25 protein-coding genes are annotated in these 24,497 nt (G+C 40.4%); 4 read left to right on the top strand and 21 right to left on the bottom strand.

What is annotated here, in order from left to right; all coding sequences use genetic code 11:
- Window positions 1-2: 2 nt before the first annotated feature.
- From atpD to Q1K78_RS00880, 21 genes are all read right to left on the bottom strand, one after another.
- Window positions 3-1,406, bottom strand: coding sequence for a F0F1 ATP synthase subunit beta (atpD, locus tag Q1K78_RS00980; RefSeq protein WP_300173441.1), 1,404 nt, complete (start codon window positions 1,404-1,406; stop codon window positions 3-5).
- Between the two features lie 33 nt (window positions 1,407-1,439).
- The gene (gene atpG / locus Q1K78_RS00975; protein ID WP_300173439.1) at window positions 1,440-2,306 is read right to left on the bottom strand and encodes a F0F1 ATP synthase subunit gamma; all 867 of its coding nucleotides are present in this window, start codon (window positions 2,304-2,306) and stop codon (window positions 1,440-1,442) included.
- A gap of 45 nt (window positions 2,307-2,351) precedes the next feature.
- Window positions 2,352-3,893, bottom strand: coding sequence for a F0F1 ATP synthase subunit alpha (gene atpA / locus Q1K78_RS00970; protein WP_300173437.1), 1,542 nt, complete (start codon window positions 3,891-3,893; stop codon window positions 2,352-2,354).
- 13 nt (window positions 3,894-3,906) lie between these two features.
- Window positions 3,907-4,440: a F0F1 ATP synthase subunit delta gene (gene atpH / locus Q1K78_RS00965; protein WP_300173435.1), complete on the bottom strand. Its 534-nt coding sequence runs from the start codon at window positions 4,438-4,440 to the stop codon at window positions 3,907-3,909.
- A gap of 17 nt (window positions 4,441-4,457) precedes the next feature.
- Window positions 4,458-4,928, bottom strand: coding sequence for a F0F1 ATP synthase subunit B (gene atpF / locus Q1K78_RS00960; protein ID WP_300173433.1), 471 nt, complete (start codon window positions 4,926-4,928; stop codon window positions 4,458-4,460).
- Between the two features lie 56 nt (window positions 4,929-4,984).
- Window positions 4,985-5,242 (bottom strand): F0F1 ATP synthase subunit C, encoded by a 258-nt coding sequence (gene atpE / locus Q1K78_RS00955; protein WP_004411110.1) that lies wholly within the window; start codon window positions 5,240-5,242, stop codon window positions 4,985-4,987.
- A 46-nt stretch (window positions 5,243-5,288) separates the two neighbouring features.
- Window positions 5,289-6,086, bottom strand: a complete 798-nt coding sequence (gene atpB / locus Q1K78_RS00950; RefSeq protein ID WP_300173431.1) for a F0F1 ATP synthase subunit A — start codon at window positions 6,084-6,086, stop codon at window positions 5,289-5,291.
- 8 nt (window positions 6,087-6,094) lie between these two features.
- Window positions 6,095-6,484, bottom strand: a complete 390-nt coding sequence (locus Q1K78_RS00945) for a F0F1 ATP synthase subunit I (RefSeq protein WP_300173429.1) — start codon at window positions 6,482-6,484, stop codon at window positions 6,095-6,097.
- A gap of 187 nt (window positions 6,485-6,671) precedes the next feature.
- Window positions 6,672-7,556, bottom strand: coding sequence for a ParB/RepB/Spo0J family partition protein (locus Q1K78_RS00940; protein WP_300173427.1), 885 nt, complete (start codon window positions 7,554-7,556; stop codon window positions 6,672-6,674).
- Window positions 7,549-8,346, bottom strand: a complete 798-nt coding sequence (locus Q1K78_RS00935) for a ParA family protein (RefSeq protein ID WP_300173425.1) — start codon at window positions 8,344-8,346, stop codon at window positions 7,549-7,551. The genes Q1K78_RS00940 and Q1K78_RS00935 overlap by 8 nt, the downstream gene beginning before the upstream one ends.
- A gap of 17 nt (window positions 8,347-8,363) precedes the next feature.
- Window positions 8,364-8,996, bottom strand: coding sequence for a 16S rRNA (guanine(527)-N(7))-methyltransferase RsmG (gene rsmG, locus Q1K78_RS00930; protein ID WP_300173423.1), 633 nt, complete (start codon window positions 8,994-8,996; stop codon window positions 8,364-8,366).
- 1 nt (window position 8,997) lies between these two features.
- The gene (gene mnmG, locus Q1K78_RS00925) at window positions 8,998-10,887 is read right to left on the bottom strand and encodes a tRNA uridine-5-carboxymethylaminomethyl(34) synthesis enzyme MnmG (RefSeq protein ID WP_300173421.1); all 1,890 of its coding nucleotides are present in this window, start codon (window positions 10,885-10,887) and stop codon (window positions 8,998-9,000) included.
- Window positions 10,888-11,309: 422 nt separating this feature from the next.
- Entirely contained in the window at window positions 11,310-11,744 is a 435-nt protein-coding gene (gene mioC, locus Q1K78_RS00920; protein ID WP_300173419.1) for an FMN-binding protein MioC, read from the bottom strand.
- Between the two features lie 63 nt (window positions 11,745-11,807).
- Complete coding sequence (mnmE, locus tag Q1K78_RS00915) at window positions 11,808-13,175, bottom strand: tRNA uridine-5-carboxymethylaminomethyl(34) synthesis GTPase MnmE (RefSeq protein ID WP_300173417.1); 1,368 nt, start codon at window positions 13,173-13,175, stop codon at window positions 11,808-11,810.
- A 98-nt stretch (window positions 13,176-13,273) separates the two neighbouring features.
- On the bottom strand, window positions 13,274-14,899 hold the full coding sequence (yidC, locus tag Q1K78_RS00910; RefSeq protein WP_300173415.1) for a membrane protein insertase YidC: 1,626 nt from the start codon (window positions 14,897-14,899) through the stop codon (window positions 13,274-13,276).
- Window positions 14,900-14,901: 2 nt separating this feature from the next.
- A complete protein-coding gene (yidD, locus tag Q1K78_RS00905; protein ID WP_300173413.1) occupies window positions 14,902-15,159 on the bottom strand; it encodes a membrane protein insertion efficiency factor YidD in 258 nt (85 codons plus the stop codon).
- Window positions 15,126-15,479 (bottom strand): ribonuclease P protein component, encoded by a 354-nt coding sequence (gene rnpA / locus Q1K78_RS00900; protein WP_012548914.1) that lies wholly within the window; start codon window positions 15,477-15,479, stop codon window positions 15,126-15,128. The genes yidD and rnpA overlap by 34 nt, the downstream gene beginning before the upstream one ends.
- Window positions 15,480-15,495: 16 nt before the next feature.
- Window positions 15,496-15,630: a 50S ribosomal protein L34 gene (gene rpmH / locus Q1K78_RS00895; RefSeq protein WP_012548915.1), complete on the bottom strand. Its 135-nt coding sequence runs from the start codon at window positions 15,628-15,630 to the stop codon at window positions 15,496-15,498.
- Between the two features lie 185 nt (window positions 15,631-15,815).
- Entirely contained in the window at window positions 15,816-16,553 is a 738-nt protein-coding gene (locus Q1K78_RS00890; RefSeq protein ID WP_300173409.1) for an amino acid ABC transporter ATP-binding protein, read from the bottom strand.
- Complete coding sequence (locus tag Q1K78_RS00885; protein WP_300173407.1) at window positions 16,550-17,221, bottom strand: amino acid ABC transporter permease; 672 nt, start codon at window positions 17,219-17,221, stop codon at window positions 16,550-16,552. Before Q1K78_RS00885 ends, Q1K78_RS00890 begins: the two co-directional genes overlap by 4 nt.
- Before the next feature lie 98 nt (window positions 17,222-17,319).
- A complete protein-coding gene (locus tag Q1K78_RS00880) occupies window positions 17,320-18,072 on the bottom strand; it encodes an amino acid ABC transporter substrate-binding protein (protein WP_300173405.1) in 753 nt (250 codons plus the stop codon).
- Between the two features lie 295 nt (window positions 18,073-18,367).
- Here Q1K78_RS00880 and dnaA point away from each other — a divergent pair, with 295 nt between their 5' ends.
- From dnaA to gyrB, 4 genes are read left to right on the top strand one after another with little or no spacing between them, the layout of a single operon-like run.
- Complete coding sequence (gene dnaA / locus Q1K78_RS00875; RefSeq protein WP_300173403.1) at window positions 18,368-19,777, top strand: chromosomal replication initiator protein DnaA; 1,410 nt, start codon at window positions 18,368-18,370, stop codon at window positions 19,775-19,777.
- A gap of 31 nt (window positions 19,778-19,808) precedes the next feature.
- Window positions 19,809-20,909, top strand: coding sequence for a DNA polymerase III subunit beta (gene dnaN / locus Q1K78_RS00870; protein ID WP_300173401.1), 1,101 nt, complete (start codon window positions 19,809-19,811; stop codon window positions 20,907-20,909).
- A 16-nt stretch (window positions 20,910-20,925) separates the two neighbouring features.
- On the top strand, window positions 20,926-22,005 hold the full coding sequence (recF, locus tag Q1K78_RS00865) for a DNA replication/repair protein RecF (protein ID WP_300173399.1): 1,080 nt from the start codon (window positions 20,926-20,928) through the stop codon (window positions 22,003-22,005).
- A gap of 17 nt (window positions 22,006-22,022) precedes the next feature.
- The gene (gene gyrB / locus Q1K78_RS00860; protein ID WP_300173397.1) at window positions 22,023-24,440 is read left to right on the top strand and encodes a DNA topoisomerase (ATP-hydrolyzing) subunit B; all 2,418 of its coding nucleotides are present in this window, start codon (window positions 22,023-22,025) and stop codon (window positions 24,438-24,440) included.
- The last annotated feature ends 57 nt before the right edge of the window (window positions 24,441-24,497 follow it).

Below are 24,497 nucleotides of genomic sequence, written 5' to 3'. Positions count from 1 at the left end.
CCTTATAGCTTCTTCGCCTTCTCAAGCGCGTCTTCAATCTTACCGCAGTACATGAAGGCTTGCTCAGGAACGTCATCGTAATCACCAGCTAATAACCCTTTAAAGCCAGCTAATGTGTCTTTAAGTGCTACGTAAATACCAGGGTCGCCTGTGAATACTTCTGCTACGTGGTAAGGTTGAGTTAAGAACTTCTCAATCTTACGAGCGCGAGATACAACTTGCTTATCTTCTTCAGATAGCTCGTCCATACCTAGGATAGCGATGATGTCTTTCAGCTCTTTGTAGCGCTGTAATGTAGATTGTACATTACGTGCGATATCATAGTGCTCTTGACCAACAACAAGTGGATCAAGTTGACGAGATGTAGAATCTAACGGGTCAATCGCTGGGTATAAACCCATTGATGCAATATTACGGTTAAGTACAACTGTCGCATCTAAGTGAGCAAACGTTGTTGCTGGAGATGGATCCGTTAAGTCATCCGCAGGTACATATACCGCTTGAACTGAAGTGATAGAACCACTACGAGTTGAAGTGATACGTTCCTGAAGAACACCCATCTCTTCAGCTAGTGTAGGTTGGTAACCTACCGCTGATGGCATACGGCCTAGTAGAGCTGATACTTCAGTTCCCGCTAGCGTATAACGATAGATGTTATCAATGAATAGTAAAACATCACGACCTTCGTCACGGAAACGCTCTGCCATTGTTAGACCAGTCAAAGCAACACGTAAACGGTTACCTGGTGGCTCATTCATTTGACCGTAAACCATAGCTACTTTTGATTCTTCAGGTTTTTCGATGTTTACAACACCTGCTTCCTGCATTTCAAAGTAGAAATCATTACCTTCACGAGTACGCTCACCTACACCTGCAAACACAGATAGGCCAGAGTGTTGTAATGCGATGTTGTTGATAAGTTCCATCATGTTGACAGTCTTACCTACACCAGCACCACCGAATAGACCGATTTTACCACCCTTAGCGAATGGACAAATTAAGTCGATTACTTTAACACCGGTTTCTAGAAGTTCAGTCGAGTTAGACTGCTCTTCGTAGCTAGGCGCTTCACGGTGAATTGAATAATGCTCTTCAGCACCAATCTCGCCACACTCATCAATCGCGTCACCAAGAACGTTCATGATACGACCTAAGGTTTTAGTACCTACTGGAACAGTAATTGGCGCACCAGTATTTTCTACTGTTAAACCACGACGTAAACCATCTGAGCTACCCATAACGATTGCGCGTACAACGCCACCGCCGATTTGTTGTTGAACTTCAAGAACAAGACGTTCTTTTGCTTCAATAACATTCAAAGCATCGTATACGCGAGGTACACTACCTTGTGGGAACTCTACATCAACTACCGCACCGATGATCTGTACGATCTTACCTGTAGTCATCGTTAATCCTCTAAACTGTTTAAATACCTATGCTTAAACCGCTGATGCGCCTGAAACAATTTCAGAAAGCTCTTGTGTAATTGCCGTTTGACGGGCTTTGTTATACACAAGTTGCAGTTCATCAATAATGTCACCAGCGTTATCAGTTGCCGCTTTCATCGCAATCATTCGCGCTACGTGTTCGCAGGCTAAATTCTCAACCACACCTTGATATACTTGTGATTCAACGTATCGAACCAGTAGTGCATCTAGTAATGGTTTTGGCTCAGGCTCATATATATAGTCCCAAGAGTGAGTGCGTTTCATTGCTTCATCTTCAGATTTAGGCAAAGGAAGTAATTGGTCAATTGTTGGCTTTTGTATCATTGTATTAATAAACTTATTGTTCACTACATACAAACGATCCAGTTGGCCTTCATCGTATTTCTTCAGCATTACACCAACGCTACCAATCAGTTCTTCAACACTAGGGCTATCGCCTAGGCCTGAATTCTGAGCAATAACATTGCCGCCATAACTATTAAAGAATGCTGTTGCTTTAGAGCCGATAACGGCTAAATCTATTTCAACACCATCTTCAGACCATGTTTTCATTTCTGTCATGACTTTTTTAAACAAGTTAATGTTCAAGCCGCCACACAAACCACGATCACTAGAAATAACAATGTAACCAACACGCTTAGCTTCACGTTCGTCAAGATACGGATGACGATACTCAAGGCTACCAAGCGCTAAATGACCGATTACTTTACGTATTGTGTCAGCATATGGACGAGACGCTGCCATCGACTCTTGCGAGCGACGCATTTTAGAAGCCGCTACCATTTCCATTGCTTTCGTGATCTTTTGAGTGCTTTTTACACTCCCGATCTTGTTACGAATCTCTTTCGCACCGGCCATCGTTACTCTCCGTTTTCGGGTGACCCATAACAGGTCACCAACGAATTACCAGGTCTGGGTTGCTTTGAAATCTTCAACCAGTTTCACGAACTGAGCTTCAATTTCTGTATTCCAAGCACCCGATGAGTCGATCTCTGTTGCTAGATCGGCAAATTGACCGTGAGCATACGACAGCAACGCTTCTTCGAAATCAGCAAGCTTAGAAAGCTCAATATCATTCAAGTAGCCTTTCTCAGCTGTAAAGATAACTAACGCTTGATCAAAAACAGACATTGGAGCGTACTGCTTTTGTTTCATAAGCTCAGTTACTTTCTCACCGTGATCAAGTTGCTTTTTAGTCGCGTCATCAAGATCAGATGAGAACTGAGCAAACGCTGCAAGTTCACGATACTGTGCAAGAGCAGTACGAATACCACCAGACAGTTTCTTAATGATCTTAGTTTGCGCAGCACCACCTACACGAGATACAGATATGCCTGGATCTACCGCAGGACGAACACCAGCAGTGAACAATTCTGTTTGTAGGAAGATCTGGCCATCAGTAATCGAGATTACATTGGTTGGTACAAATGCAGATACGTCACCAGCTTGAGTTTCGATGATAGGTAGAGCAGTTAAAGAACCCGTTTTACCTTTCACTTCACCATTAGTGAATTTCTCAACATACGCTTCGCTTACACGAGCTGCACGCTCTAGTAGACGGGAGTGTAAATAGAATACATCGCCAGGGAACGCTTCACGGCCCGGTGGACGTTTCAATAGTAGAGAAATCTGACGATAAGCTACCGCTTGTTTAGATAGATCATCATAAACAATCAGAGCATCTTCACCGCGGTCACGGAAGTATTCACCCATCGCACAACCTGAGTACGGTGCAAGATATTGCAGCGCAGCAGATTCAGAAGCAGAAGCAACAACAACGATTGTATTCGCTAGTGCACCGTGCTCTTCTAATTTGCGTACTACGTTAGCAATTGTTGATGCCTTTTGGCCAATCGCAACATAGATAGAGTAAATACCAGAATTTTTCTGGTTAATGATCGCATCGATCGCCATTGCTGTTTTACCAGTCTGACGGTCACCGATGATTAGCTCACGCTGACCACGGCCGATTGGAATCATTGAATCAACTGATTTATAACCAGTCTGTAATGGTTGGTCTACTGATTTACGTTCGATTACACCAGGTGCAATCACTTCTACTGGAGAAGTTAATTTAGCATCAATAGGGCCTTTACCATCAATAGGCTCACCAAGTGTGTTTACAACACGACCTAGCATTTCTGGGCCTACTGGTACCTCAAGGATACGACCAGTACTTGTTACCTTCATGCCTTCCTGTAGGTTGACATATGGTCCCATTACAACTGCACCTACTGAGTCACGCTCAAGGTTAAGTGCTAGCGCATAAAGGCCACCTGGTAATTCAATCATTTCGCCTTGCATAACATCTGCTAGGCCGTGTATACGAATAATACCGTCGCTTACTGAAACGATAGTACCTTCATTACGAGCTTCACTTACAACGTTAAATTTTTCAATACGTTGCTTGATTAGATCGCTAATTTCCGTGGAATTAAGTTGCATGCTCCATTCCCCATCAAGACTGCAATGTTTCACTCAGACGGCTCAAACGGCTACGTACTGAGTTATCAATGACTAGGTCTCCGGCTCGAATTATGACCCCAGCTAACAGGGCCTCATCTACGCTACAATTCAGCTTCACTTTACGCTCTAGACGAGCTTCAAGTTTGGCACTAATGTCAGCTTTTTGCTGTTCTGTCAGTTCAATAGCTGAAGTAACTTCAGCATCAATCTCTTTTTCAAGCTCATGCTTTAAAAAGATAAATTGCTCTAACACACTAGGTAAAATCTTCAAACGACCATTTTCAGCCATTACATGAATTAGATTTTGTCCAAACTCGTTCAGTTGTTCACCACAAATTGAAATAAAAATTTCTGACAGTTTTTCTGATGCGATAGCACCATCTAATAACTGAGCAACATCTTCATTTTTTGTGACTTCTGAACAAAAAGTTAGCATTTGAACCCATTGGTTCAATTCGCCTTTTTCGACCGCAAAGTCAAAAGCTGCTTTCGCGTAGGGGCGTGCGATGGTTGTCATTGTTGACATATCTTTGCCCCTTTTACTTACAATTTCGCAGTGATGTTATCAAGAATATCTTTCTGAGCTTCTACATCAATAGAACGCTCTAAGATCTTCTCGGCACCAATCACAGCCAGAGTTGCAACTTGTTTACGCAGTTCATCGCGAGTACGTTTACGTTCAGATTCAAGTTCAGCTTTACCTTGTGTAAGAATATTCTGACGTTCAGTCAGAGCTTCTTCACGAGCTTCTTCTAAAATTTGACCCTTGCGTTTATTCGCTTGTTCGATGATCTCAGTTGCAGCGCGTTTTGCTTCTTTCAGTTGATCAGAAGCATTGGCTTGTGCCAAATCAAGGTCTTTAGCTGCGCGTTCAGCGGCAGATAAACCATCAGAAATTAACTTCTGACGTGCCTCGATCGCTTCCATGATTGGTGGCCATACATATTTCATGCAGAACCAAACAAACAGTGCGAAAGCAATTGCTTGACCAAGCAGAGTTGCGTTCATATTCACAACAGCTACCCCTCGTTAAGAATCAGCTACAAAAATTCAATTAGCAAAAGGCTAGATTAGCCTGCTAGTTGACCAACAAATGGGTTAGCAAATGTGAATAGTAGCGCGATAACGATACCGATCATTGGAACCGCATCCAATAGACCAGCGATGATGAACATCTTAACTTGTAGCATTGGAGCCATTTCAGGTTGACGAGCTGCGCCTTCCAAAAACTTACCACCAAGAATAGCAAAACCAATTGCTGTACCAACAGCACAAAGACCAACAATAATAGCTACTGCGATAGCTGAAAAACTAAGAACGGTTTCCATTTATATTCTCCAATTGAATAGATAGAGTTGTATTAAAAATTTAAAATTAATGATCGCCATCTTCATGAGCCATTGACATATAAACGATTGTCAACATCATGAAAACAAATGCTTGGATTAAGATAACCAAAATATGGAAAATAGCCCAAGGTAACGCACCGACCCATTGTAAATACCACGGTAACATTGCAGCAATTAGTATAAATACCACTTCACCAGCAAACATATTACCAAACAAACGCATACCTAAAGAAAGAGGTTTAGCTAGTAGCGAAACAACTTCAATAAGTAGGTTGAACGGGATCATGATCCAATGATTAAATGGATGTAATGCTAATTCTTTTGCAAAACCACCTAGGCCTTTTACTTTAATGCTGTAATAAATCATCAAAGCAAATACACCAAGAGCCATCGCCATAGTAATGTTTACATCAGCAGTAGGAACCACTTTAAGATAAGGGATACCTAGCAAATGTTCAGCAGAGTAAGGAATGAAATCAATAGGAACTAAATCCATGATATTCATTATAATTACCCAACAAAATATGGTTAAAGCTAATGGAGCAACCAAAGGATTTCTGCCGTGGAAAGTCTCTTTTACGTTATTATCAACGAATTCAACTACCATTTCGACGAAACACTGTAATTTACCAGGTACTCCAGTCGTTGATTTCTTAGCTACAGAACGAAATACCCAAAGGAATAACACACCCGTTAGCACAGAAAAAAACAAACTGTCTATATGCACATTCCAAAAACTTAATTCATCAACAATGCCTAACTTCCCTAAAGAGAGATTCTGCAGGTGATGATTAATATATTCAGTAGGCGTTGACGCAGACATAACTTTTCCTATTTCCTGTTGTTAATAAAGAAAACTGGTGCAAAGATATTACTACCCAGTACCAGCAAATAGGTTAGTTTGAGGGGAACAAGTTCCACCTCCGTATACACGTAAACAATAGAAAATAAGACAATTGTTATAAGAATTTTAAGCACTTCACCCAAATAGAAAAAAGCAGCAACCATTTTAGCAGCTCTTGCTCCACTGAACATAAATGCACACTTTGAAAACACTGTATTAGCAATAATAAAAATACTACCACCGATCAATGCTGACATTCCCCAACTAGCACTAACGGCTATGCTCATCCCTATTGCCATAACTGTAGTGACACTAAGCTGAATCAATAACAATCGCTTTGCAAGCAAACGCCCTGGCTTAGCTAGCGTAACTACCATGTATTCTTCCTTAAAGCATCTTTGCCTTGATATTAATCAATATTAGACAAAGATTTTGCAAAAATTATACGTTGCACCCATATGAATGCAATCAAATAGCATTAAAAAGTTACATTTATGAGAACAATGCAGTAACTTTTACGACGTAACATACGTTTTTACTTTGAAACACTGTTTTATATCACACTTAGCTTTCTAGCTTTGCGATAAGTTGTTCTAATTTGTGAGCCTCGTCAAAGGTAATCGTTATATTTCCTTTCCCCGATGCATTTCGGTTAATGACAACTTTAGACCCAAGAGTCGATGATAACTTATCCGAGATATTTATCATTTCAAGATCAACCGCTTTAGGTTGCTCTTCTTTTTCAGGCGCTAAAAGTGCTTTAACTTTTTGCTCAGTTTGACGAACAGTCAGCTTTTTCTTGATAATAAAATCAGCTAACTCTACTTGCTGTTGTTCGTTTAATGCCAATAACGCTCGAGCATGACCCATTTCTAACTGCTTACTTTCGACAAGTACTTTAACATCATCAGATAATGCATTTAATCGTAATAAGTTAGTTACCGTAGTTCGAGATTTACCGATAACATCAGAAATTTGTTGATGAGTTAACTCAAACTCGCGCTGTAAACGCTCTAACGCTTGTGCTTCTTCAATTACATTTAGGTCTTCACGTTGAATATTTTCAATAAGCGCCATTACAATAGCCGTTTTATCATCAACGGATTTAATCACGCATGGAACGTGTTTTAATCCTGCTTTTTTGGCAGCACGGAAGCGCCTTTCACCGGCAATAATTTCATATTGTTGATGCGATATTTGACGAACAACGATAGGTTGGATAATACCTTGAGAACGAATGGAAGCCGATAATTCGTCTAATGCTTCTTCTTCCATTACTTTGCGAGGTTGATATTTACCTGCATTTAATTGATGAATACCCAATTCAATTAATTGAGTATCTTTTGAAATAGATTCACTTTGCTCAGCGGCTGTTTGCTTATCACGAGCCATCGAGCTTGTTGCTAATAGGGCATCTAATCCTTTGCCTAAACCACGTTTGTTACCCATGAATTTCTGTTTCCCTTTCTTTTTCAATTTCGTCACGGCGAATTATCTCTCCGGCAAGGGCTAAATATGCCTTTGCACCATTTGAGTATTTATCATAATACATTGCAGGTTTACCATGACTTGGAGCTTCTGCTAAACGCACATTTCGAGGAATAACAGTGCGATACACTTTATCACCAAAATGTTTTTTTAATTGATCTGATACATCATTAGCTAAGCGATTGCGAGGATCGAACATGGTTCTTAATAACCCTTCGATCTTTAAATCAGCATTCACTACAGCCGCCAATTTACCGATAGTGTCAATCAAAGCGGTTAGTCCCTCGAGCGCATAATACTCGCACTGCATAGGAACTAATACAGAATCAGATGCTGCCATGGCATTGATTGTAAGAAGGTTTAGAGCGGGAGGGCAATCAATAAAGATGAAATCATAGTTACCACGAATCGATGAAATCATATTACGTAAGCGCACTTCGCGAGCGAAGACTTCCATTAATTTAATTTCAGCTGCCGTTAGATCACCATTAGCAGCAATAAGATCATAACCGCCAGATGTCTCCTCTATTACAACTTTTTCAAAGGGCACTTCATCAACCAACAACTCGTAAGCAGTCGCATCTACATCGTACTTATCAACGCCACTGGCCATAGTCGCATTACCTTGTGCGTCTAAATCAATGAGTAGAATTTTTCGATGCGTTGCTGCCATAGATGCAGCAAGATTTACCGCTGTTGTTGTTTTACCTACGCCACCTTTTTGGTTCGCAATAGAGATAACTTTTCCCACACTAACCTCTTATTCCATTATTTTTTTCCGATTAAGGTGATTAAATGTCTTTCACCTTCTAACTCAGGAACGATCAATGTTGTGACATCTTTGACTGAGCACCATTCAGGAAGATCATTTGCTTCATCTTCTGAATAGATCCCTTTTAATGCCAAAAATACACCATCTTCTTCTTTCGGTAGATGATGACACCAATTCACCATATCTGTCATTGATGCAAACGCACGACTTAGCACTGCATCAAACTTTTCTTCAGGTTGAAACTCTTCAACACGACTTTGGATTGGCGTGACATTACTAATTTTTAGTTCATGAATCACTTGTTTAATAAAACGAATTCGTTTGCCTAAGCTATCAAGTAGTGTAAATGACTTATCAGGATTCATGATAGCTAAAGGGATGCCAGGTAAACCAGGACCAGTACCAACATCAATAAAACGCTGACCAGATAGTTTTGGACTAACCACAATACTATCCAAGATATGTTTAATAACCATCTCACTTGGGTTTCTTACAGACGTTAAGTTATACGCTTTATTCCACTTATTAAGTAGGGCGACGTAACCAAGTAGCTGTTCTTTTTGTAATTCAGAGACTGTTAAATCGGTTTGAGCAATCAAACGATCGAATTGTTGCGATAAATCGGTCACGTTACTCACCTTTTTTTAATAAACCGTGTTTCTTTAAATGAACTAATAAAATTGAAATTGCAGCAGGTGTAATACCTGAAATACGAGAAGCAATACCAAGAGTTTCAGGTTTTGCATCACTCAATTTAGCAACCACTTCATTTGAAAGACCTTTTACTTTGCTGTAATCCAAATCTAATGGCAGTTTGGTATTTTCGTGGCGTAATGACTTTTCAATTTCATCTCGCTGACGTTGAATATAACCCGCATATTTAACTTGAATTTCAACTTGTTCTGCGGCTTGTCGATCTTCAATCGCTGGACCGAAGTTTTCAAGTGATACCAAAGATGAATAAGTCACTTCTGGACGACGAAGAAGATCCTCTCCATTCGCTTCACGAACGATCGGGGTTTTTAAGATCGAGTTTATTTGATCAATATTTTCAGATTTTGGATTAATCCAAATATCTTTCAAACGTTGATTTTCTTTCTCAATATTTTCTACTTTTTCACTGAAACGAGACCAACGAATATCATCGACTAAACCAAGAGATCGGCCATGTTCTGTTAAACGTAAATCGGCATTATCTTCACGTAAAGATAGGCGATATTCAGCACGAGATGTGAACATACGATAAGGTTCTTTCGTTCCAAGCGTTGATAAATCATCAATTAGAACTCCCATGTAAGCTTCATCGCGACGTGGGCTCCAACCTTCTTTGCCTTGAGCAAACAAACTTGCATTTAGACCAGCCATTAAACCTTGAGCTGCTGCTTCTTCATAGCCTGTTGTGCCGTTGATTTGGCCAGCAAAGAATAATCCTTCAATAAACTTAGTTTCATACGTTGATTTTAAATCACGAGGATCAAAGAAATCATACTCAATCGCGTAACCTGGACGCACGATGTGTGCATTTTCGAAGCCTTTCATTGAACGGACAATTTGTAATTGAACATCAAATGGTAGGCTTGTTGAAATACCATTTGGGTATAATTCGTGTGTTGTTAAGCCTTCTGGCTCAATAAAGATTTGGTGACTGTCTTTGTCTGCAAAGCGCATCACTTTATCTTCAATTGAAGGGCAGTAACGAGGACCAATACCTTCAATAACACCGGCATACATTGGACTACGGTCAAGGTTTTTACGGATCACATCATGAGTTTTTTCATTGGTATGAGTAATAAAACAATTTACCTGTTTAGGGTGTTGTTCTCGATTACCTAAGAATGAAAATACAGGGGTTGGGTTGTCGCCTGGTTGTGCTTCTAATATTGAAAAATCAACAGTACGAGCATCAATACGAGGTGGCGTTCCTGTTTTTAGACGTCCGATCCTAAATGGACGATCTCTTAGGCGTTGTGCCAAAGTGATCGAAGAAGGATCTCCTGCGCGTCCTCCTGCGAAGTTTTCCATACCGATATGTATCTGACCCCCTAAAAAGGTTCCAGCGGTTAATACAACCGATTTAGCACGGAATTTAAGGCCCATTTGAGTCACTGCACCGATCACTTTATCATTTTCAATGATCAAATCATCAACTGCTTGTTGAAATAATGTCAAATTTGGTTGGTTTTCTAATACTGAACGTACAAACGCTTTATATAATGCTCTATCTGCTTGAGCACGAGTTGCACGAACTGCAGGACCTTTTGAAGCATTAAGTGTTCTGAATTGGATACCACTGTGATCAATAGCTTGTGCCATTAATCCACCTAAGGCATCCACTTCTTTTACCAAATGGCCTTTGCCGATCCCACCAATCGCTGGGTTACACGACATTTGACCTAATGTGTCAATGTTATGAGTGAGTAGAAGTGTTTTTTGCCCTGTTCTTGCCGCAGCAAGGGCTGCTTCAGTACCAGCATGACCACCGCCAATAACAATGACATCAAAGTTTTCTTGGTAAAACATGATTCGACCTTAGGTGTAATGAAAGAAATGAGTAAATCTAAATTAAGAGATCCATTTTACCCTTTTTCTTGCTTGGAAAGAAATGAAAAAGTGACGAAGTTCAAAAAAGAAAGATCACTTAATATATATAAGATCTTTTTAAGAGATCTTTTATTAGATCTATTATATAGATCGCAGATCTCTGTGGATAAGTGATAAATGATCAATAGGATCATATACTTTTGTAGGATCTAAACTTGTTAATTTTCTTTGATCTTCGATCGGATTACTTGAGGACAAAATGGATACTTATCCACATGGGGGTAGGACCCTAGATCTTATTCAATGGATAACTATAACTTGATCACTGGATCTTACTATAGTTATCCACATAGTAGCTTTTTTCTATTTAATAACTTTTCGTGTAATCAATATACATATTGTTAACAAATATACTGTTTTACCCACAACTCCGCAGGTTCTTCTGGGATACTATTTTGAGTAACATCTATTTCTAATAGTGGGTATTTTTCTGTAGCACCTAATTTAATCAGTGTTTTTTGCAATGATTTGCCTGCAGCACAGAAGGTGTCATAGTTTGAATCACCAATAGCGACAACGGCAAATTGCACGTTTGATGTGTCTTTATTTTTGTCCTGTAATTGCTGAATAAAGGGTTTGATATTATCTGGATAATCTCCTGCACCATGAGTAGATACCACTAAAATCCAAAGGCTATTGTTGTCTATTTCGTCTAAATTTGGTTGGTTATGAATATCTGTCGTAAAGTCCATCTCTTCTAGAAGGTCGGCAATATGATCGCCAACGTATTCAGCTGCGCCAAGGGTACTACCTGTAATGATAGATACATTTTTCATGAATTTTTCCTATAAAAAATGGGCCTTAATGGCCCATTGTTGGTTTGTTTGTGTTGGAGGGATTTATTTACCAATACAGAAAGAAGTAAAAATCCGTCCTAATAAATCATCTGAAGTGAATTCACCAGTAATCTCGCTAAGGTGTTGCTGAGCAATTTTGAGTTCTTCTGCAAGGATTTCACCCGCCATGTAACCTTCAAGTTGCTGTTGACCTATATCAAGATGTTGCGAGGCTTTTTCTAGGGCCTCTAGATGGCGTCTACGTGCCATGAATCCGCCTTCTTGATTACCAGAGAAGCCCATACACTCTTTTAGATGATTACGTAACGCATCGACACCTTCGCCAGTTTTAGCTGATAAGCGAATTAGGGTAGGATCGTTAACATGGCAAATTCCAAGCTTTTCGCCTGTTTGATCGGCCTTATTACGGATGACTGTCATCCCCATATTTTTAGGTAGACGGTCTAGAAACTCAGGCCAAATAATTTTAGGGTCTGTGGCGTCTGTTGTCGTGCCATCAACCATAAATAAAACACGGTCAGCGTGTGCTATTTCTTCCCAAGCTCGTTCAATACCAATGCGTTCTACCTCATCTGATGCTTCACGAAGGCCTGCGGTATCAATAATATGCAAAGGCATGCCATCTATGTGAATGTGCTCTCTGAGTACATCACGGGTGGTTCCTGCAATATCGGTAACGATAGCGCTGTCTTTACCTGATAAGGCATTTAATAGACTAGATTTACCTGCGTTAGGTCGTCCTGCTATCACCACTTTCATACCTTCACGCATGATCGCACCTTGATTGGCTTCTTTACGAACTGCATTTAAGTTATCAATGATCGTTTGTAAATCACCACTCACTTTGCCATCAGCTAGAAAATCGATTTCTTCTTCTGGGAAATCAATGGCAGCTTCAACATAAATTCGCAGATAAATAAGTGACTCAACTAAGGTGTTTATCTTGTTTGAGAAAACGCCCTGAAGTGAATTTAGTGCTGATTTAGCGGCTTCTTCAGAGCTTGCATCGATTAAATCGGCAATTGCTTCTGCTTGGGCTAAATCCATTTTATCGTTTAAGAAGGCTCTTTCTGAGAACTCACCAGGGCGAGCGGTACGAATGCCATCGATTTTTAGAATGCGTTTGATTAGCATGTCCATCACGACAGGGCCGCCATGGCCTTGAAGTTCTAAAACATCTTCACCTGTGAACGAATGAGGGTTTGGAAAATAAAGCGCAATGCCTTGATCAAGCTGTACACCGCTTTCATCTTTAAATGGGGTGTATTCGGCATAACGTGGTTTCAGTGTCTTTCCTACGACTTCTAAGGCGACTTGTTGGGCTTTAGGACCTGATACTCGAATGATGCCTACGCCGCCTCGTCCAGGGGCTGTTGCTTGTGCAACGATAGTGTCTGTATGTAATGTCATGATTATTCTTAATGTCTATTGCTTGAGCATATTGTAAGCCGATAAAACAAAAAAGGCGACCAATGGCCGCCTTTTGTTTATCTCTTTAGAAATTGAACTTACTTAGTGTGTAAGCCTTTTTTCTCAAGTGCACGATAAATCAGAGTTTGCTGAATTAACGTTACGATGTTTGATACTAACCAGTAAAGAACTAGGCCAGCTGGGAACCATAAGAAGAACACCGTGAACATAACTGGCATGAATGTCATGATCTTCTGTTGCATTGGGTCCGTTACTGTCGTTGGGCTCATTTTCTGGATTAAGAACATACTCGCACCCATTAATAATGGCAGGATGTAGTATGGGTCTTGTGCTGATAAATCCGTGATCCAACCAAAGAATGGTGCATGACGAAGTTCAACAGATTCCATTAGTGCCCAATACAGCGAAATAAAGATTGGCATTTGAAGAACGATAGGTAAACAACCACCTAGTGGGTTTACTTTTTCTTTCTTATACAGCTCCATCATTTCTTGGCTCATGCGTTGACGGTCATCGCCAATGCGTTCACGCATTGCTGCCAACTTAGGTTGAAGCATGCGCATTTTAGCCATTGATGTGTATTGTGCTTTCGTTAGCGGGTACATTGCACCACGAACGATGAACGTTAGGATCATAATTGCTAGACCCCAGTTTCCAACGATGCTTTGAATGAAAGACAATAGTTTGTGAAGTGGAGAAGCGATGAACCATAACCAACCGTAATCAACACTTAAATCTAAGTATTTAGCAGTTGCTGCCATTTGTGGTTGAAGTTTTGGACCTGTCCAAAGCGTTGCTGTCAACGTATCTTCTTGACCAGCAGGAATCGTTACTGAAGGCATACGAACGCCAATGTAACCGTAATCACCGGCAACACGAGTCGTCAGTGTTGCGTCATTAACGTTACGAGGGATCCAAGCTGATGCAAAATAATGTTGCAACATACCAGCCCAACCTTGACCATTTGTCATGTCGATAGATAAGTTCTTATCTTCCATGTCGTCAAAGCTGTATTTTTTATAGCGAGTATCTTCAGTTGAATAAGCACCACCACGGTACGTCGGCATTGTTAAACTGCCACCGTCATCCAGTAAGTTTTGCTTTAAGTTTGCGTACATTTCTACTGTCGCTGGTGTTGAAGATTGGTTGTTCACCGTATATTCAACATCAACTGCGTAGCTGTCACGCTTAACGATTAGAGTTTTAGTATAAGTAATACCGTTTTTCTCTAATGTTAAAGGAATGCGTAATTCGTTTTGGCCATCAGCTAAAACGTAATCTGTTTTTTTAGCCGTAAATTGTGCACGACCAGTGTTTGAATCAATACCTTGAGGACCGATCAAACCACTTTGAGCAATATAGCTATGATCAGCATCATTCTTAAGAAGAACGAATTTTGCTTTAGAGTCTAATTCAGCATCGTATTTATTAAGAACAGATTCAATAATGTCACCGCCTAATGTATCTACTTTTAAAGTAAGCACATCAGTCGTAATTGTGATCAGTTTATCAGACTGTGCTGAATCTACTGGTGCATCACTATTTGCTGTTGATGAAGTTGGAACATCACCATCCGTCTGTGTTTGTTGAACGGTATTAACTGTAGCTGGTTGCTGCGGATTAGTTTCTACTTGCCATTGTTGGAAAAGTAAAAAAGAAACTAAAGCCAGTGCAAGCAACAGAATATTACGTTGGGTATCCATCGTTATTGTTCTCTGTCTTTATGCTGCTTGGGTGGGACGGGGTCATAGCCCCCATCATTCAAAGGATGACATTTTAATAGACGTTTGCCCGATAGCCAAAACCCTTTTACTAAACCGTGTGACTTTAGTGCGTCAATTGCATAATGTGAACACGTTGGAGTAAATCGACAGCGAGGTCCAATCATTGGACTGATGACGAGTTGATAAAAACGGATAAGACCGATTGCTATCCACGAGAAGGGCGAGACAGGCGATGCCATAATTTATCTAGTAGCTTGTTAAAGTCTTCGTTACTCAATTCTTGAGCACTCTTTTTAGCGATAACCACAAAGTCTTTCGCAGGTAAGGAATGTTGCTTATTGCGGAAACTTTCACGAGTTATACGTTTAAACTTATTGCGACCAACAGCAGTTTTAATTTGCTTTTTAGGAACAGCAAGACCTAAACGAGGGTGTGATAGTGAATTTTCTCTGGCAAGAATGGTGAAGTGAGGTGAGCCTGCTCGATGAGCTTGCTTGAAAACTGATTTGTAATCTTCGGGAGTTAACAAGCGTAACTCCCGAGAGAAGTCGTAATTCATCAAAATAATCTGGTGATTACTTAGATAGACGCTTACGGCCTTTAGCACGACGAGCGTTAATTGTATTACGACCGTTCTTAGTTGCCATGCGAGCACGGAAACCGTGAGAACGTTTACGTTTAAGAACTGAAGGTTGGAAAGTGCGTTTCATTGGTATTACCTTATTACTGATCAGTAGTTTTTAGGTTTAATTTAAACCCGGCGTGGGACGTACATTCCGACGCCTCTCAACAAGAGGCAGAATTGTAATCATTGGCAGAAAAATAGTCAATAAGAGGTTCCACGTATTTTCCGGACGATGAATTATACGTTTTGTGAGCCAGAGCGCAAGGATCTTTATGCGATCCCTACTTGATTTAAGAATTTTTGTAATTTTGGATCCTGTGGATAACCAAATATTTGCTCTGGTGTCCCTTGTTCCACTATCTTACCGTCGGCCATATAGATAACTCTATCGGCGACTTCTTTAGCAAATTGCATTTCATGAGTAACAACCAACATGGTTTGATGTTGAGTTGCGAGTTTTTTCATTAGTGCAAGTACTTCATTTACCCACTCAGGATCTAGCGCTGACGTGGGTTCATCAAACAATAATAGCTCAGATTCTAATGCCATTGCTCGACCAATACCGACCCGTTGCTGTTGGCCTCCAGAGAGAGCCGAAGGGTAACTATCTCCTTTATCACCAAGGCCTATATCGTCTAATATTTGTTGGGATTTTTTGAGGGCTTCAGCCTTATTCCACTTGTGGACAGTTATTAGGCCTTCGGCAATATTTTGTCTTGCTGTTAAATGGGAGAAAAGGGCATAGTTTTGAAAGATAAACCCGGTTTTTCGTCGTAAAGCTAATATTTCTGCCTTGGTATTTTTTTCACTATCTACGCTGACATCATCGATACGGATGGTGCCCTTGTCGGCAGTTTCAAGAAAATTCACACATCTTAGCAAAGTAGACTTACCCGTACCGCTAGAACCTATAATAGCAATTATCTCACCTTTATTAATGGTTAAGTCGATGCCAGAGAGTACTTCTGTGGTACCAAAACTTTTATGTAGGTTGGTAATTTTGATCATCGTATATAGGCCCTATTTAGTTTAGTTTCAGCCCAAGTTTGAACTTGAGTTAGTATTACTACTACACCCCAATAGATTAGCGCTACCGCTAAAAAAGCTTCGAAAAACTTAAAACTTGAAGACGCTTCCATTTGGGCTTTTGCCATGATCTCTGAAACACCAAGAGTGAAGGCTAAAGAAGTGGACTTGATCATATCGATGAAGTAATTCATTAATGAAGGCAAAGCGATGCGAGTTGCTTGAGGAAGAATGATTCGGCGCATTGCTTGAGAGGTAGTCATACCTATAGATAGGCTTGCTTCCATCTGGCTGCGATCGACACCAATGATAGCTGCACGAATACTTTCAGCCATATAAGCGGCAAAATGAAGAGTTAATCCAATAACAGCGGCACTGAATGCATCTAAGCCAATAAAAATAGGGAATACTTGTGGTAAGCCGTAATAAAGAAGGAATAATTGAACAAGCAGCGGCGTTCCGCGGAAGAAGCTAATATAAAGTTGACTGAGTTGATCCAACACAGGGACTTTAAATACTCTCAAGTTAGCCAATATTAAGGCTAACGCCAATGCAAATAACAGCCCCCAGATCGCCATTTCTAGTGTGGTACCTAAATACTTAAATAGTATAGGTAAGAGTTCGAGCATATACGCTAAATCAAATCCCATGATGTCTCTCTATGTATTCGTATTAAGAAAAGTGCGGTAGATAGTGGGTTTGAATTGTGCTACCGAAGTGAACGCTTACTTAGGCATATTTAAGTCGGTTATTTTGTTACGTCAGCATCAAACCATTTTTGAGATATTTTTGCTAAAGTGCCATCAGCACGCATATCTGATAAAGCCTGATTTACTTCTTGTTGAAGTTTTTGACCTTTTTCACTATTCACAAATGGCCATGCATTTTCGATGGTTTCAAAAGGTTCGCCTGCTAGCTGTAGAGGTAACCCTGATTTCTTAATCAATTGAGCAGCAGATAGACGGTCCATCACAAAGGCATCAGAGCGGCCTAAAGCGACATCATGCTCGATACCAGTATCGTAGGTTTTGATGTTAATTTGATTCGATTTGTCGTTATCTCGCAACAACTTCTCGAAATTAGAGCCTAAATTCACAGCAACGGTTTTACCTGCTAAGTCATCAATACTTTTAATGCTGTCATTACCTTTACGGACGGTAATTTGAGCGCCATCGACAACATAAGGGTCTGCAAAAAGATATTTTGCTTCACGCGATTCTGTTTTGGTTATTTGATTTGAAATCGTATCAATACGACCGGTTTCCAATAACCCAAACAGTCCAGAAAAACTTGCGGTAACATATTCTACGTTGTAATCATTGCGGCGAGCTATCTCATCCCACAAATCAACTTCAAAGCCTTGTAATTTATCTTGTTTAACAAAAGTGAATGGGAAATAACGACCAGACATACCTACTTTTACTTCAGTGGCGGCTTGTGCGAACTGTGTTGCTGCTAAAGTTAATGCTAATCCAGCAAGGATATTTTTTGTCCATTTCATTATTGATACTCCCATAATTTATCAGTAAGGGAATAATACGTTTTTTGCGATTGAGCTCTAAATACCCTGTGGTTATTTGTAATAACTAAATGATTAATAATGCTTGTTTTATCATCATTGTTGATGAATGTGGGTATAAGTATGGTAAAAAGTGTGTTGATCTAGGTAAAAAAGCGTGATCAGTGTGAATAACTTCGATCTTAATCACCGGATCATCGATCTAACACTGGTACTATAGTTATCCACAGTATAAAATCGATGACCTTTTTAAAATTAATTATGAGTGGGGTTGTCCGTGTCTTCATCGCTTTGGTTGCAGTGTTTACAGCGCCTTCAAGAAGAATTACCTTCCGCAGAATTCAGCATGTGGGTTAAACCATTACAAGCTGAATTAAATGACAATACCCTTACGCTATTTGCCCCAAATCGATTTGTTCTTGATTGGGTTCGTGATAAATACCTAAATAGCATTAACTCATTATTAAATGAGTTCTGCGGTAGTGATGTTCCTACCTTACGCTTTGAAGTAGGAAGCAAGCCTGTATCTGCTCCATCAGTACCGAAAAGAACGGCTGCCGATGTCGCTGCCTCTACTTCTGCTCCTGCACAGCTTCAAGCTCGACAATCAGTACATAAGCCGTGGGAATCTCAGGGAAATGAACCTGCGTCTGCTGATTTAAACCACCGCTCTAATGTCAACCCTAAGTATAAATTTACTAACTTCGTTGAAGGTAAATCAAACCAGCTTGGTTTAGCCGCAGCTCGTCAAGTTTCTGATAATCCAGGAACGGCATATAATCCACTTTTCTTATATGGTGGAACTGGCTTAGGTAAAACCCATTTATTACAAGCGGTAGGTAATGCGATTATTGAACGTAAACCAGATGCAAAAGTGGTATACATGCACTCTGAGCGTTTTGTGCAAGATATGGTTAAAGCGCTACAAAATAACGCGATTGAAGAATTCAAACGTTATTACCGCAGTGTTGATGCATTATTAATCGATGATATTCAATTTTTTGCGAACAAAGAGCGTTCGCAAGAAGAGTTCTTCCATACCTTTAATGCGTTATTGGAAGGCAATCAACAAATCATTCTGACATCAGATAAATACCCAAGAGAACTTCATGGAGTTGAAGACCGTCTTAAGTCTCGCTTTGGTTGGGGTCTTACGGTTGCGATTGAACCGCCAGAATTAGAAACACGAGTTGCTATCTTAATGAAGAAAGCAGAAGATCATCAGATTCATCTGGCCGATGAAGTTGCCTTCTTTATTGCAAAACGTTTACGTTCAAATGTGCGTGAATTAGAAGGGGCGCTGAACCGTGTAATTGCCAATGCAAACTTTACTGGTCGCGCAATTACGATTGATTTTGTACGTGAAGCCCTACGAGATTTATTAGCGTTGCAAGAAAAGCTAGTGACGATTGATAATATTCAAAAAACGGTTGCTGAGTACTACAAAATAAAAATGGCGGATTTATTATCTAAACGTCGTTCGCGATCAGTTGCTCGTCCACGTCAACTTGCAATGGCACTGTCTAAAGAATTAACTAACCACAGTTTACCTGAGATTGGTGATGCGTTTGGTGGTCGAGACCACACCACTGTGCTTCACGCTTGTCGTAAAATAGCTCAACTTCGTGAAGAGAGTCATGATATAAAAGAAGACTACTCTAACTTAATACGCACACTGTCATCGTAAGCAATTATCTACTTTTAAATAAACGAGTATTATGAAATTTTCTATTGAACGTAGTTTGCTATTAAAGCCGCTGCAACAAGTATCTGGTGCCTTAGGTGGCCGTCCATCATTGCCAATTTTAGGCAATATTTTACTTCAGGTAGAAAATGGTCAACTGTCAATGACCGCAACCGATTTAGAAGTAGAATTGATCAGTAAAATCATGCTAGAAGGGGATTTTGAAGCGGGCGCTGTAACCGTTCCTTCTCGTAAGTTCTTAGATATTTGTCGTGGTTTACCAGACAGTGCTGTCATTACTATCGTATTAGAAGGCGACCGTATTTTGGTTCGTTCTGGTCGTAGTCGATTCACATTGGCAACGCTGCCAGCGAATGATTTCCCAAATATTGAAGGTTGGCAGAGTGAAGTTGAGATCACGCTATCTCAGGCTCAGCTTCGTAAACTGATTGAAAGTACTCAGTTTTCTATGGCGAACCAAGATGTTCGTTATTACCTCAATGGTATGATGTTTGAAACGCAAGGTAATATCTTCCGTTCAGTTGCGACTGATGGTCATCGAATGGCTGTGTGTAATATGCCAATTGGGACTGAATTACCGGAACAGCAAGTGATCATGCCACGCAAAGGTATTCAAGAACTTGTTCGTCTTCTTGACTCGCCAGATCAGAGTGTTACCTTACAATTTGGTAATTCAAATGTGCGTGCCGAAGTGAATAACTTTGTCTTTACCTCTAAGCTTGTTGATGGGCGTTTCCCAGACTATCGACGTGTAATGCCACAAAGTAGTAATAAAACATTGGAAGCCGATTGTGATGAGCTACGCCAAGCATTTTCTCGTGCTGCTATCTTATCGAATGAAAAATTCCGTGGTGTTCGCGTTAATTTAGCGAATAACCAAATGCGAATTACAGCAAACAACCCAGAGCAAGAAGAAGCGGAAGAAATCTTAGATGTAGATTTCCAAGGCGACGATATTGAAATTGGGTTTAATGTTAGTTATGTATTAGATGTATTAAATACATTGAAGTGCGATCGTGTACGTATTTCAATGACAACAGCGAACGCGAGTGCGTTGGTGGAAGATTGTGCGAATGATGAAGCGCAATATGTTGTTATGCCAATTCGTCTATAAAAGACCATAATAAAACATGCCATTATCACGTTTAATCATTAATGATTTTCGCAACATTAGCACGTGTGATATTCAATTATCTGCGGGGTTTAATTTTGTTATCGGTCCTAATGGTAGTGGGAAAACCAGTGTCCTTGAAGCGATTTATTTGCTCGGACACGGGCGTTCTTTCAAAAGCTCGTTAACAGGTCGAATTATTCGAAATAGCTGTGACGAGCTTTTTATTCATGGTCGATTTACTACTCCTGAACAGTTTGAATTGCCAATCGGCATAAATAAACAGAGAGATGGCACAACTGAAGTAAAAATAGGCGGAGAAAGTGGGCAAAAACTGGCACAATTAGCTAAGGTTTTACCACTGCAATTGATTCACCCTGAGGGGTTTGAATTGGTTACCGATGGCCCTAAATTTCGCCGAGCGTTTATTGATTGGGGAGTGTTTCACGTGGAACCTGCATTTTATGATGCATGGAGCCGAGTGAAACGATTAACTAAACAACGAAATGCGTTATTAAAAACGGCACAAAGCTATCGAGAGTTGAGTTACTGGGATTTGGAACTTACCAATCTTGCTGAGAAAATAGATCAATGGCGAGTGGATTACATTAATCACATATCTGAAGCAACTCAACAAATATGTCAGGCATTCTTACCAGAATATGACATAAAGCTGTCATACTATCGCGGTTGGGAGAGAGAGACTCCTTATGCGGAATTGCTTAAACGAAATTTTGAGCGAGATAAACAGCTGGGGTATACCGTCGGCGGCCCAAATAAAGCCGACTTACGAATTAAAGTTGCAGGCACTCCTGTTGAAGATGTGCTGTCCAGAGGTCAACTTAAGTTGATGGTATGCGCATTACGATTAGCGCAAGGGCAGCATTTAACTGAAGCAACAGGAAAGCAGTGCATCTACTTAATAGATGATTTTGCTTCTGAACTGGATAGTCACCGCCGTCAATTGCTGGCTCAATATTTGAAACAGACAAAGGCACAGGTGTTTATTAGTTCAATAACTGCTGAACAGATTGCAGATATGCATGATGAAGAAAGCAAGATGTTTGAGATAGAACATGGCAAAATAGCCCAAGGATAAAAACGCGAGAGTAACTCATGTCAGAAAATTATGATTCATCGAGTATTAAAGTACTAAAAGGCCTGGATGCAGTACGTAAGCGTCCGGGTATGTATATCGGCGACACCGACGACGGTACTGGTCTTCACCACATGGTATTTGAGGTTGTCGATAACTCAATCGATGAAGCTCTTGCTGGTCACTGTAGCGACATTATTGTTACCATTCATGAAGATAACTCTGTTTCCGTTAGCGATGATGGCCGTGGTATCCCAACTGAAATCCATGAAGAAGAAGGCGTATCTGCCGCTGAAGTTATCATGACGGTACTTCACGCTGGTGGTAAGTTTGATGATAACTCATACAAAGTATCGGGTGGCCTTCACGGTGTTGGTGTTTCGGTTGTAAACGCATTATCAGAGAAAGTGGAGCTGACGATTCATCGTAGAGGCGAAATTTTCCAACAAATTTATTGTCATGGTGTTCCTCAGGCTCCACTAGCCGTCATTGGTACAACTGATACAACGGGTACTAAAATCCGTTTTTGGCCGAGTGACCAAACGTTTGCAAATATTGAATTTGTGTATGACATTCTAGCAAAACGCTTACGTGAGCTTTCTTTCTTAAACTCTGGCGTATCTATCCGTCTACAAGACATGCGTGAAGAAGATAAATCTGATCACTTCATGTTTGAAGGCGGCATCAAAGCGTTTGTTACTCACTTGAACCGTAATAAAACACCAGTACATCAGAAAATATTCTATTTTGATGCAGAGCGTAAAGAAGACGGTATTGTTGTGGAAGTAGCGATGCAGTGGAATGACTCTTACCAAGAGAATATCTTCTGTTATACCAATAACATCCCACAACGTGATGGTGGTGCTCATTTATCTGGCTTCCGTTCAGCGTTAACGCGTACTTTGAACTCATTCATGGACAAAGAAGGCTTTTCTAAGAAAGCTAAATCTTCAGCATCAGGTGATGATGCTCGTGAAGGTCTAACTGCCGTTGTTTCTGTTAAAGTGCCTGATCCTAAGTTTTCAAGCCAAACTAAAGATAAACTGGTTTCTTCAGAAGTTAAGTCTGCGGTTGAATCGGCAATGAATGAAAAACTAGCTGAATTCTTAGCGGAAAACCCAGGCGAAGCGAAAATGGTTTGTTCTAAAATCATTGATGCAGCACGTGCGCGTGAAGCCGCTCGTAAGGCTCGTGAAATGACTCGTCGTAAAGGCGCGTTAGATATTGCAGGTCTTCCTGGTAAGCTTGCTGATTGTCAGGAAAAAGATCCTGCACTATCTGAACTATACATAGTGGAAGGGGACTCTGCTGGCGGTTCAGCCAAGCAGGGACGTAACCGTAAAAACCAAGCGATCCTTCCGCTTAAAGGTAAAATTCTAAACGTAGAAAAAGCACGTTTTGATAAAATGATCTCTTCTCAAGAGGTTGGTACGCTAATTACTGCATTAGGTTGTGGTATTGGTCGTGACGAATACAATCCGGATAAACTGCGTTACCACAACATCATCATCATGACCGATGCCGATGTCGATGGTTCTCACATCCGAACTCTACTTTTGACTTTCTTCTACCGTCAAATGCCTGAGCTGATTGAACGTGGCTACATTTACATTGCTCAACCACCACTTTACAAAGTGAAGAAAGGTAAACAAGAGCAATATCTTAAAGATGAAGAAGCGAAGGGTGAATACCAAATTATGCAAGCGTTAGACAATGCTGTGTTATTTGTTAACCCAGATGAATCTATCTTCGGTCAAGAGCTTGAGAATTTAATTCGCTCATTTAATGGTGTGGTTAAATTAATTGAGCGCATGAGTCGTCGTTACCCATTACCGCTATTGAATCGTTTACTTTATACGCCTCGTCTAACTCAAGGTGAATGTGAAAATGAAGCGACAGTTCAAGCATGGACTGATGCATTAGTTATCGCACTTAATGAAAATGAACAAGGTGCAAGCCAGTACACATCAGCGCTGCAGTTTAATGAAGAGTTAAATATTCATCAGCCTAAACTTGTTGTTCGTACTCACGGTGTTCAACATGAGCACATATTAAGTGCAGATCTACTTAACTCGAAAGAGTACGGTCGTATCGCTGATTTATCAGAAACGCTTAATGGTCTGATTGAAGAAGGTGCTTACGCACAACGTGGTGAGCGTAAGCAACCAGTAGAAACATTGGATGAAGCGATTGCATGGTTAATTAAAGACTCTAGTCGTGGCGTTTATTTACAGCGTTACAAAGGTCTGGGTGAAATGAACCCTGAGCAGCTTTGGGAAACCACGATGGATCCTGATTCTCGCCGTATGATGCAAGTAACGATTAACGACGCAGTAAGTGCGGATGAGTTGTTTACTACGCTAATGGGTGATCATGTTGAGCCGCGTCGTAACTTCATTGAAGAGAACGCACTACGTGTAGCTAACCTAGACGTATAAATTTTATAATTCTATATTTTGCCAGTTAGTCCTACTTCTGCGTCGAAGGTGCTCACT

The sequence above is a fragment of the uncultured Aliivibrio sp. genome (assembly GCF_946479765.1).
Classification (GTDB): Bacteria; Pseudomonadota; Gammaproteobacteria; order Enterobacterales; family Vibrionaceae; genus Aliivibrio.
Note: the sequence above shows the minus strand (reverse complement) of the source record. Positions and strands in the feature narration are given on the sequence as shown.

Excerpts from the sequence above, each read along its gene's own strand:
- atpD (WP_300173441.1), bottom strand. The coding sequence starts at position 1,406 with ATGACTACAGGTAAGATCGTACAGATCATCGGTGCGGTAGTTGATGTA.
- atpG (WP_300173439.1), bottom strand. The coding sequence starts at position 2,306 with ATGGCCGGTGCGAAAGAGATTCGTAACAAGATCGGGAGTGTAAAAAGC.
- atpA (WP_300173437.1), bottom strand. The coding sequence starts at position 3,893 with ATGCAACTTAATTCCACGGAAATTAGCGATCTAATCAAGCAACGTATT.
- atpH (WP_300173435.1), bottom strand. The coding sequence starts at position 4,440 with ATGTCAACAATGACAACCATCGCACGCCCCTACGCGAAAGCAGCTTTT.
- atpE (WP_004411110.1), bottom strand. The coding sequence starts at position 5,242 with ATGGAAACCGTTCTTAGTTTTTCAGCTATCGCAGTAGCTATTATTGTT.
- atpB (WP_300173431.1), bottom strand. The coding sequence starts at position 6,086 with ATGTCTGCGTCAACGCCTACTGAATATATTAATCATCACCTGCAGAAT.
- Q1K78_RS00945 (WP_300173429.1), bottom strand. The coding sequence starts at position 6,484 with ATGGTAGTTACGCTAGCTAAGCCAGGGCGTTTGCTTGCAAAGCGATTG.
- Q1K78_RS00940 (WP_300173427.1), bottom strand. The coding sequence starts at position 7,556 with ATGGGTAACAAACGTGGTTTAGGCAAAGGATTAGATGCCCTATTAGCA.
- mnmG (WP_300173421.1), bottom strand. The coding sequence starts at position 10,887 with ATGTTTTACCAAGAAAACTTTGATGTCATTGTTATTGGCGGTGGTCAT.
- mioC (WP_300173419.1), bottom strand. The coding sequence starts at position 11,744 with ATGAAAAATGTATCTATCATTACAGGTAGTACCCTTGGCGCAGCTGAA.
- mnmE (WP_300173417.1), bottom strand. The coding sequence starts at position 13,175 with ATGACATTACATACAGACACTATCGTTGCACAAGCAACAGCCCCTGGA.
- yidC (WP_300173415.1), bottom strand. The coding sequence starts at position 14,899 with ATGGATACCCAACGTAATATTCTGTTGCTTGCACTGGCTTTAGTTTCT.
- yidD (WP_300173413.1), bottom strand. The coding sequence starts at position 15,159 with ATGGCATCGCCTGTCTCGCCCTTCTCGTGGATAGCAATCGGTCTTATC.
- rnpA (WP_012548914.1), bottom strand. The coding sequence starts at position 15,479 with ATGAATTACGACTTCTCTCGGGAGTTACGCTTGTTAACTCCCGAAGAT.
- rpmH (WP_012548915.1), bottom strand. The coding sequence starts at position 15,630 with ATGAAACGCACTTTCCAACCTTCAGTTCTTAAACGTAAACGTTCTCAC.
- Q1K78_RS00890 (WP_300173409.1), bottom strand. The coding sequence starts at position 16,553 with ATGATCAAAATTACCAACCTACATAAAAGTTTTGGTACCACAGAAGTA.
- Q1K78_RS00885 (WP_300173407.1), bottom strand. The coding sequence starts at position 17,221 with ATGGGATTTGATTTAGCGTATATGCTCGAACTCTTACCTATACTATTT.
- Q1K78_RS00880 (WP_300173405.1), bottom strand. The coding sequence starts at position 18,072 with ATGAAATGGACAAAAAATATCCTTGCTGGATTAGCATTAACTTTAGCA.
- dnaN (WP_300173401.1), top strand. The coding sequence starts at position 19,809 with ATGAAATTTTCTATTGAACGTAGTTTGCTATTAAAGCCGCTGCAACAA.
- recF (WP_300173399.1), top strand. The coding sequence starts at position 20,926 with ATGCCATTATCACGTTTAATCATTAATGATTTTCGCAACATTAGCACG.
- gyrB (WP_300173397.1), top strand. The coding sequence starts at position 22,023 with ATGTCAGAAAATTATGATTCATCGAGTATTAAAGTACTAAAAGGCCTG.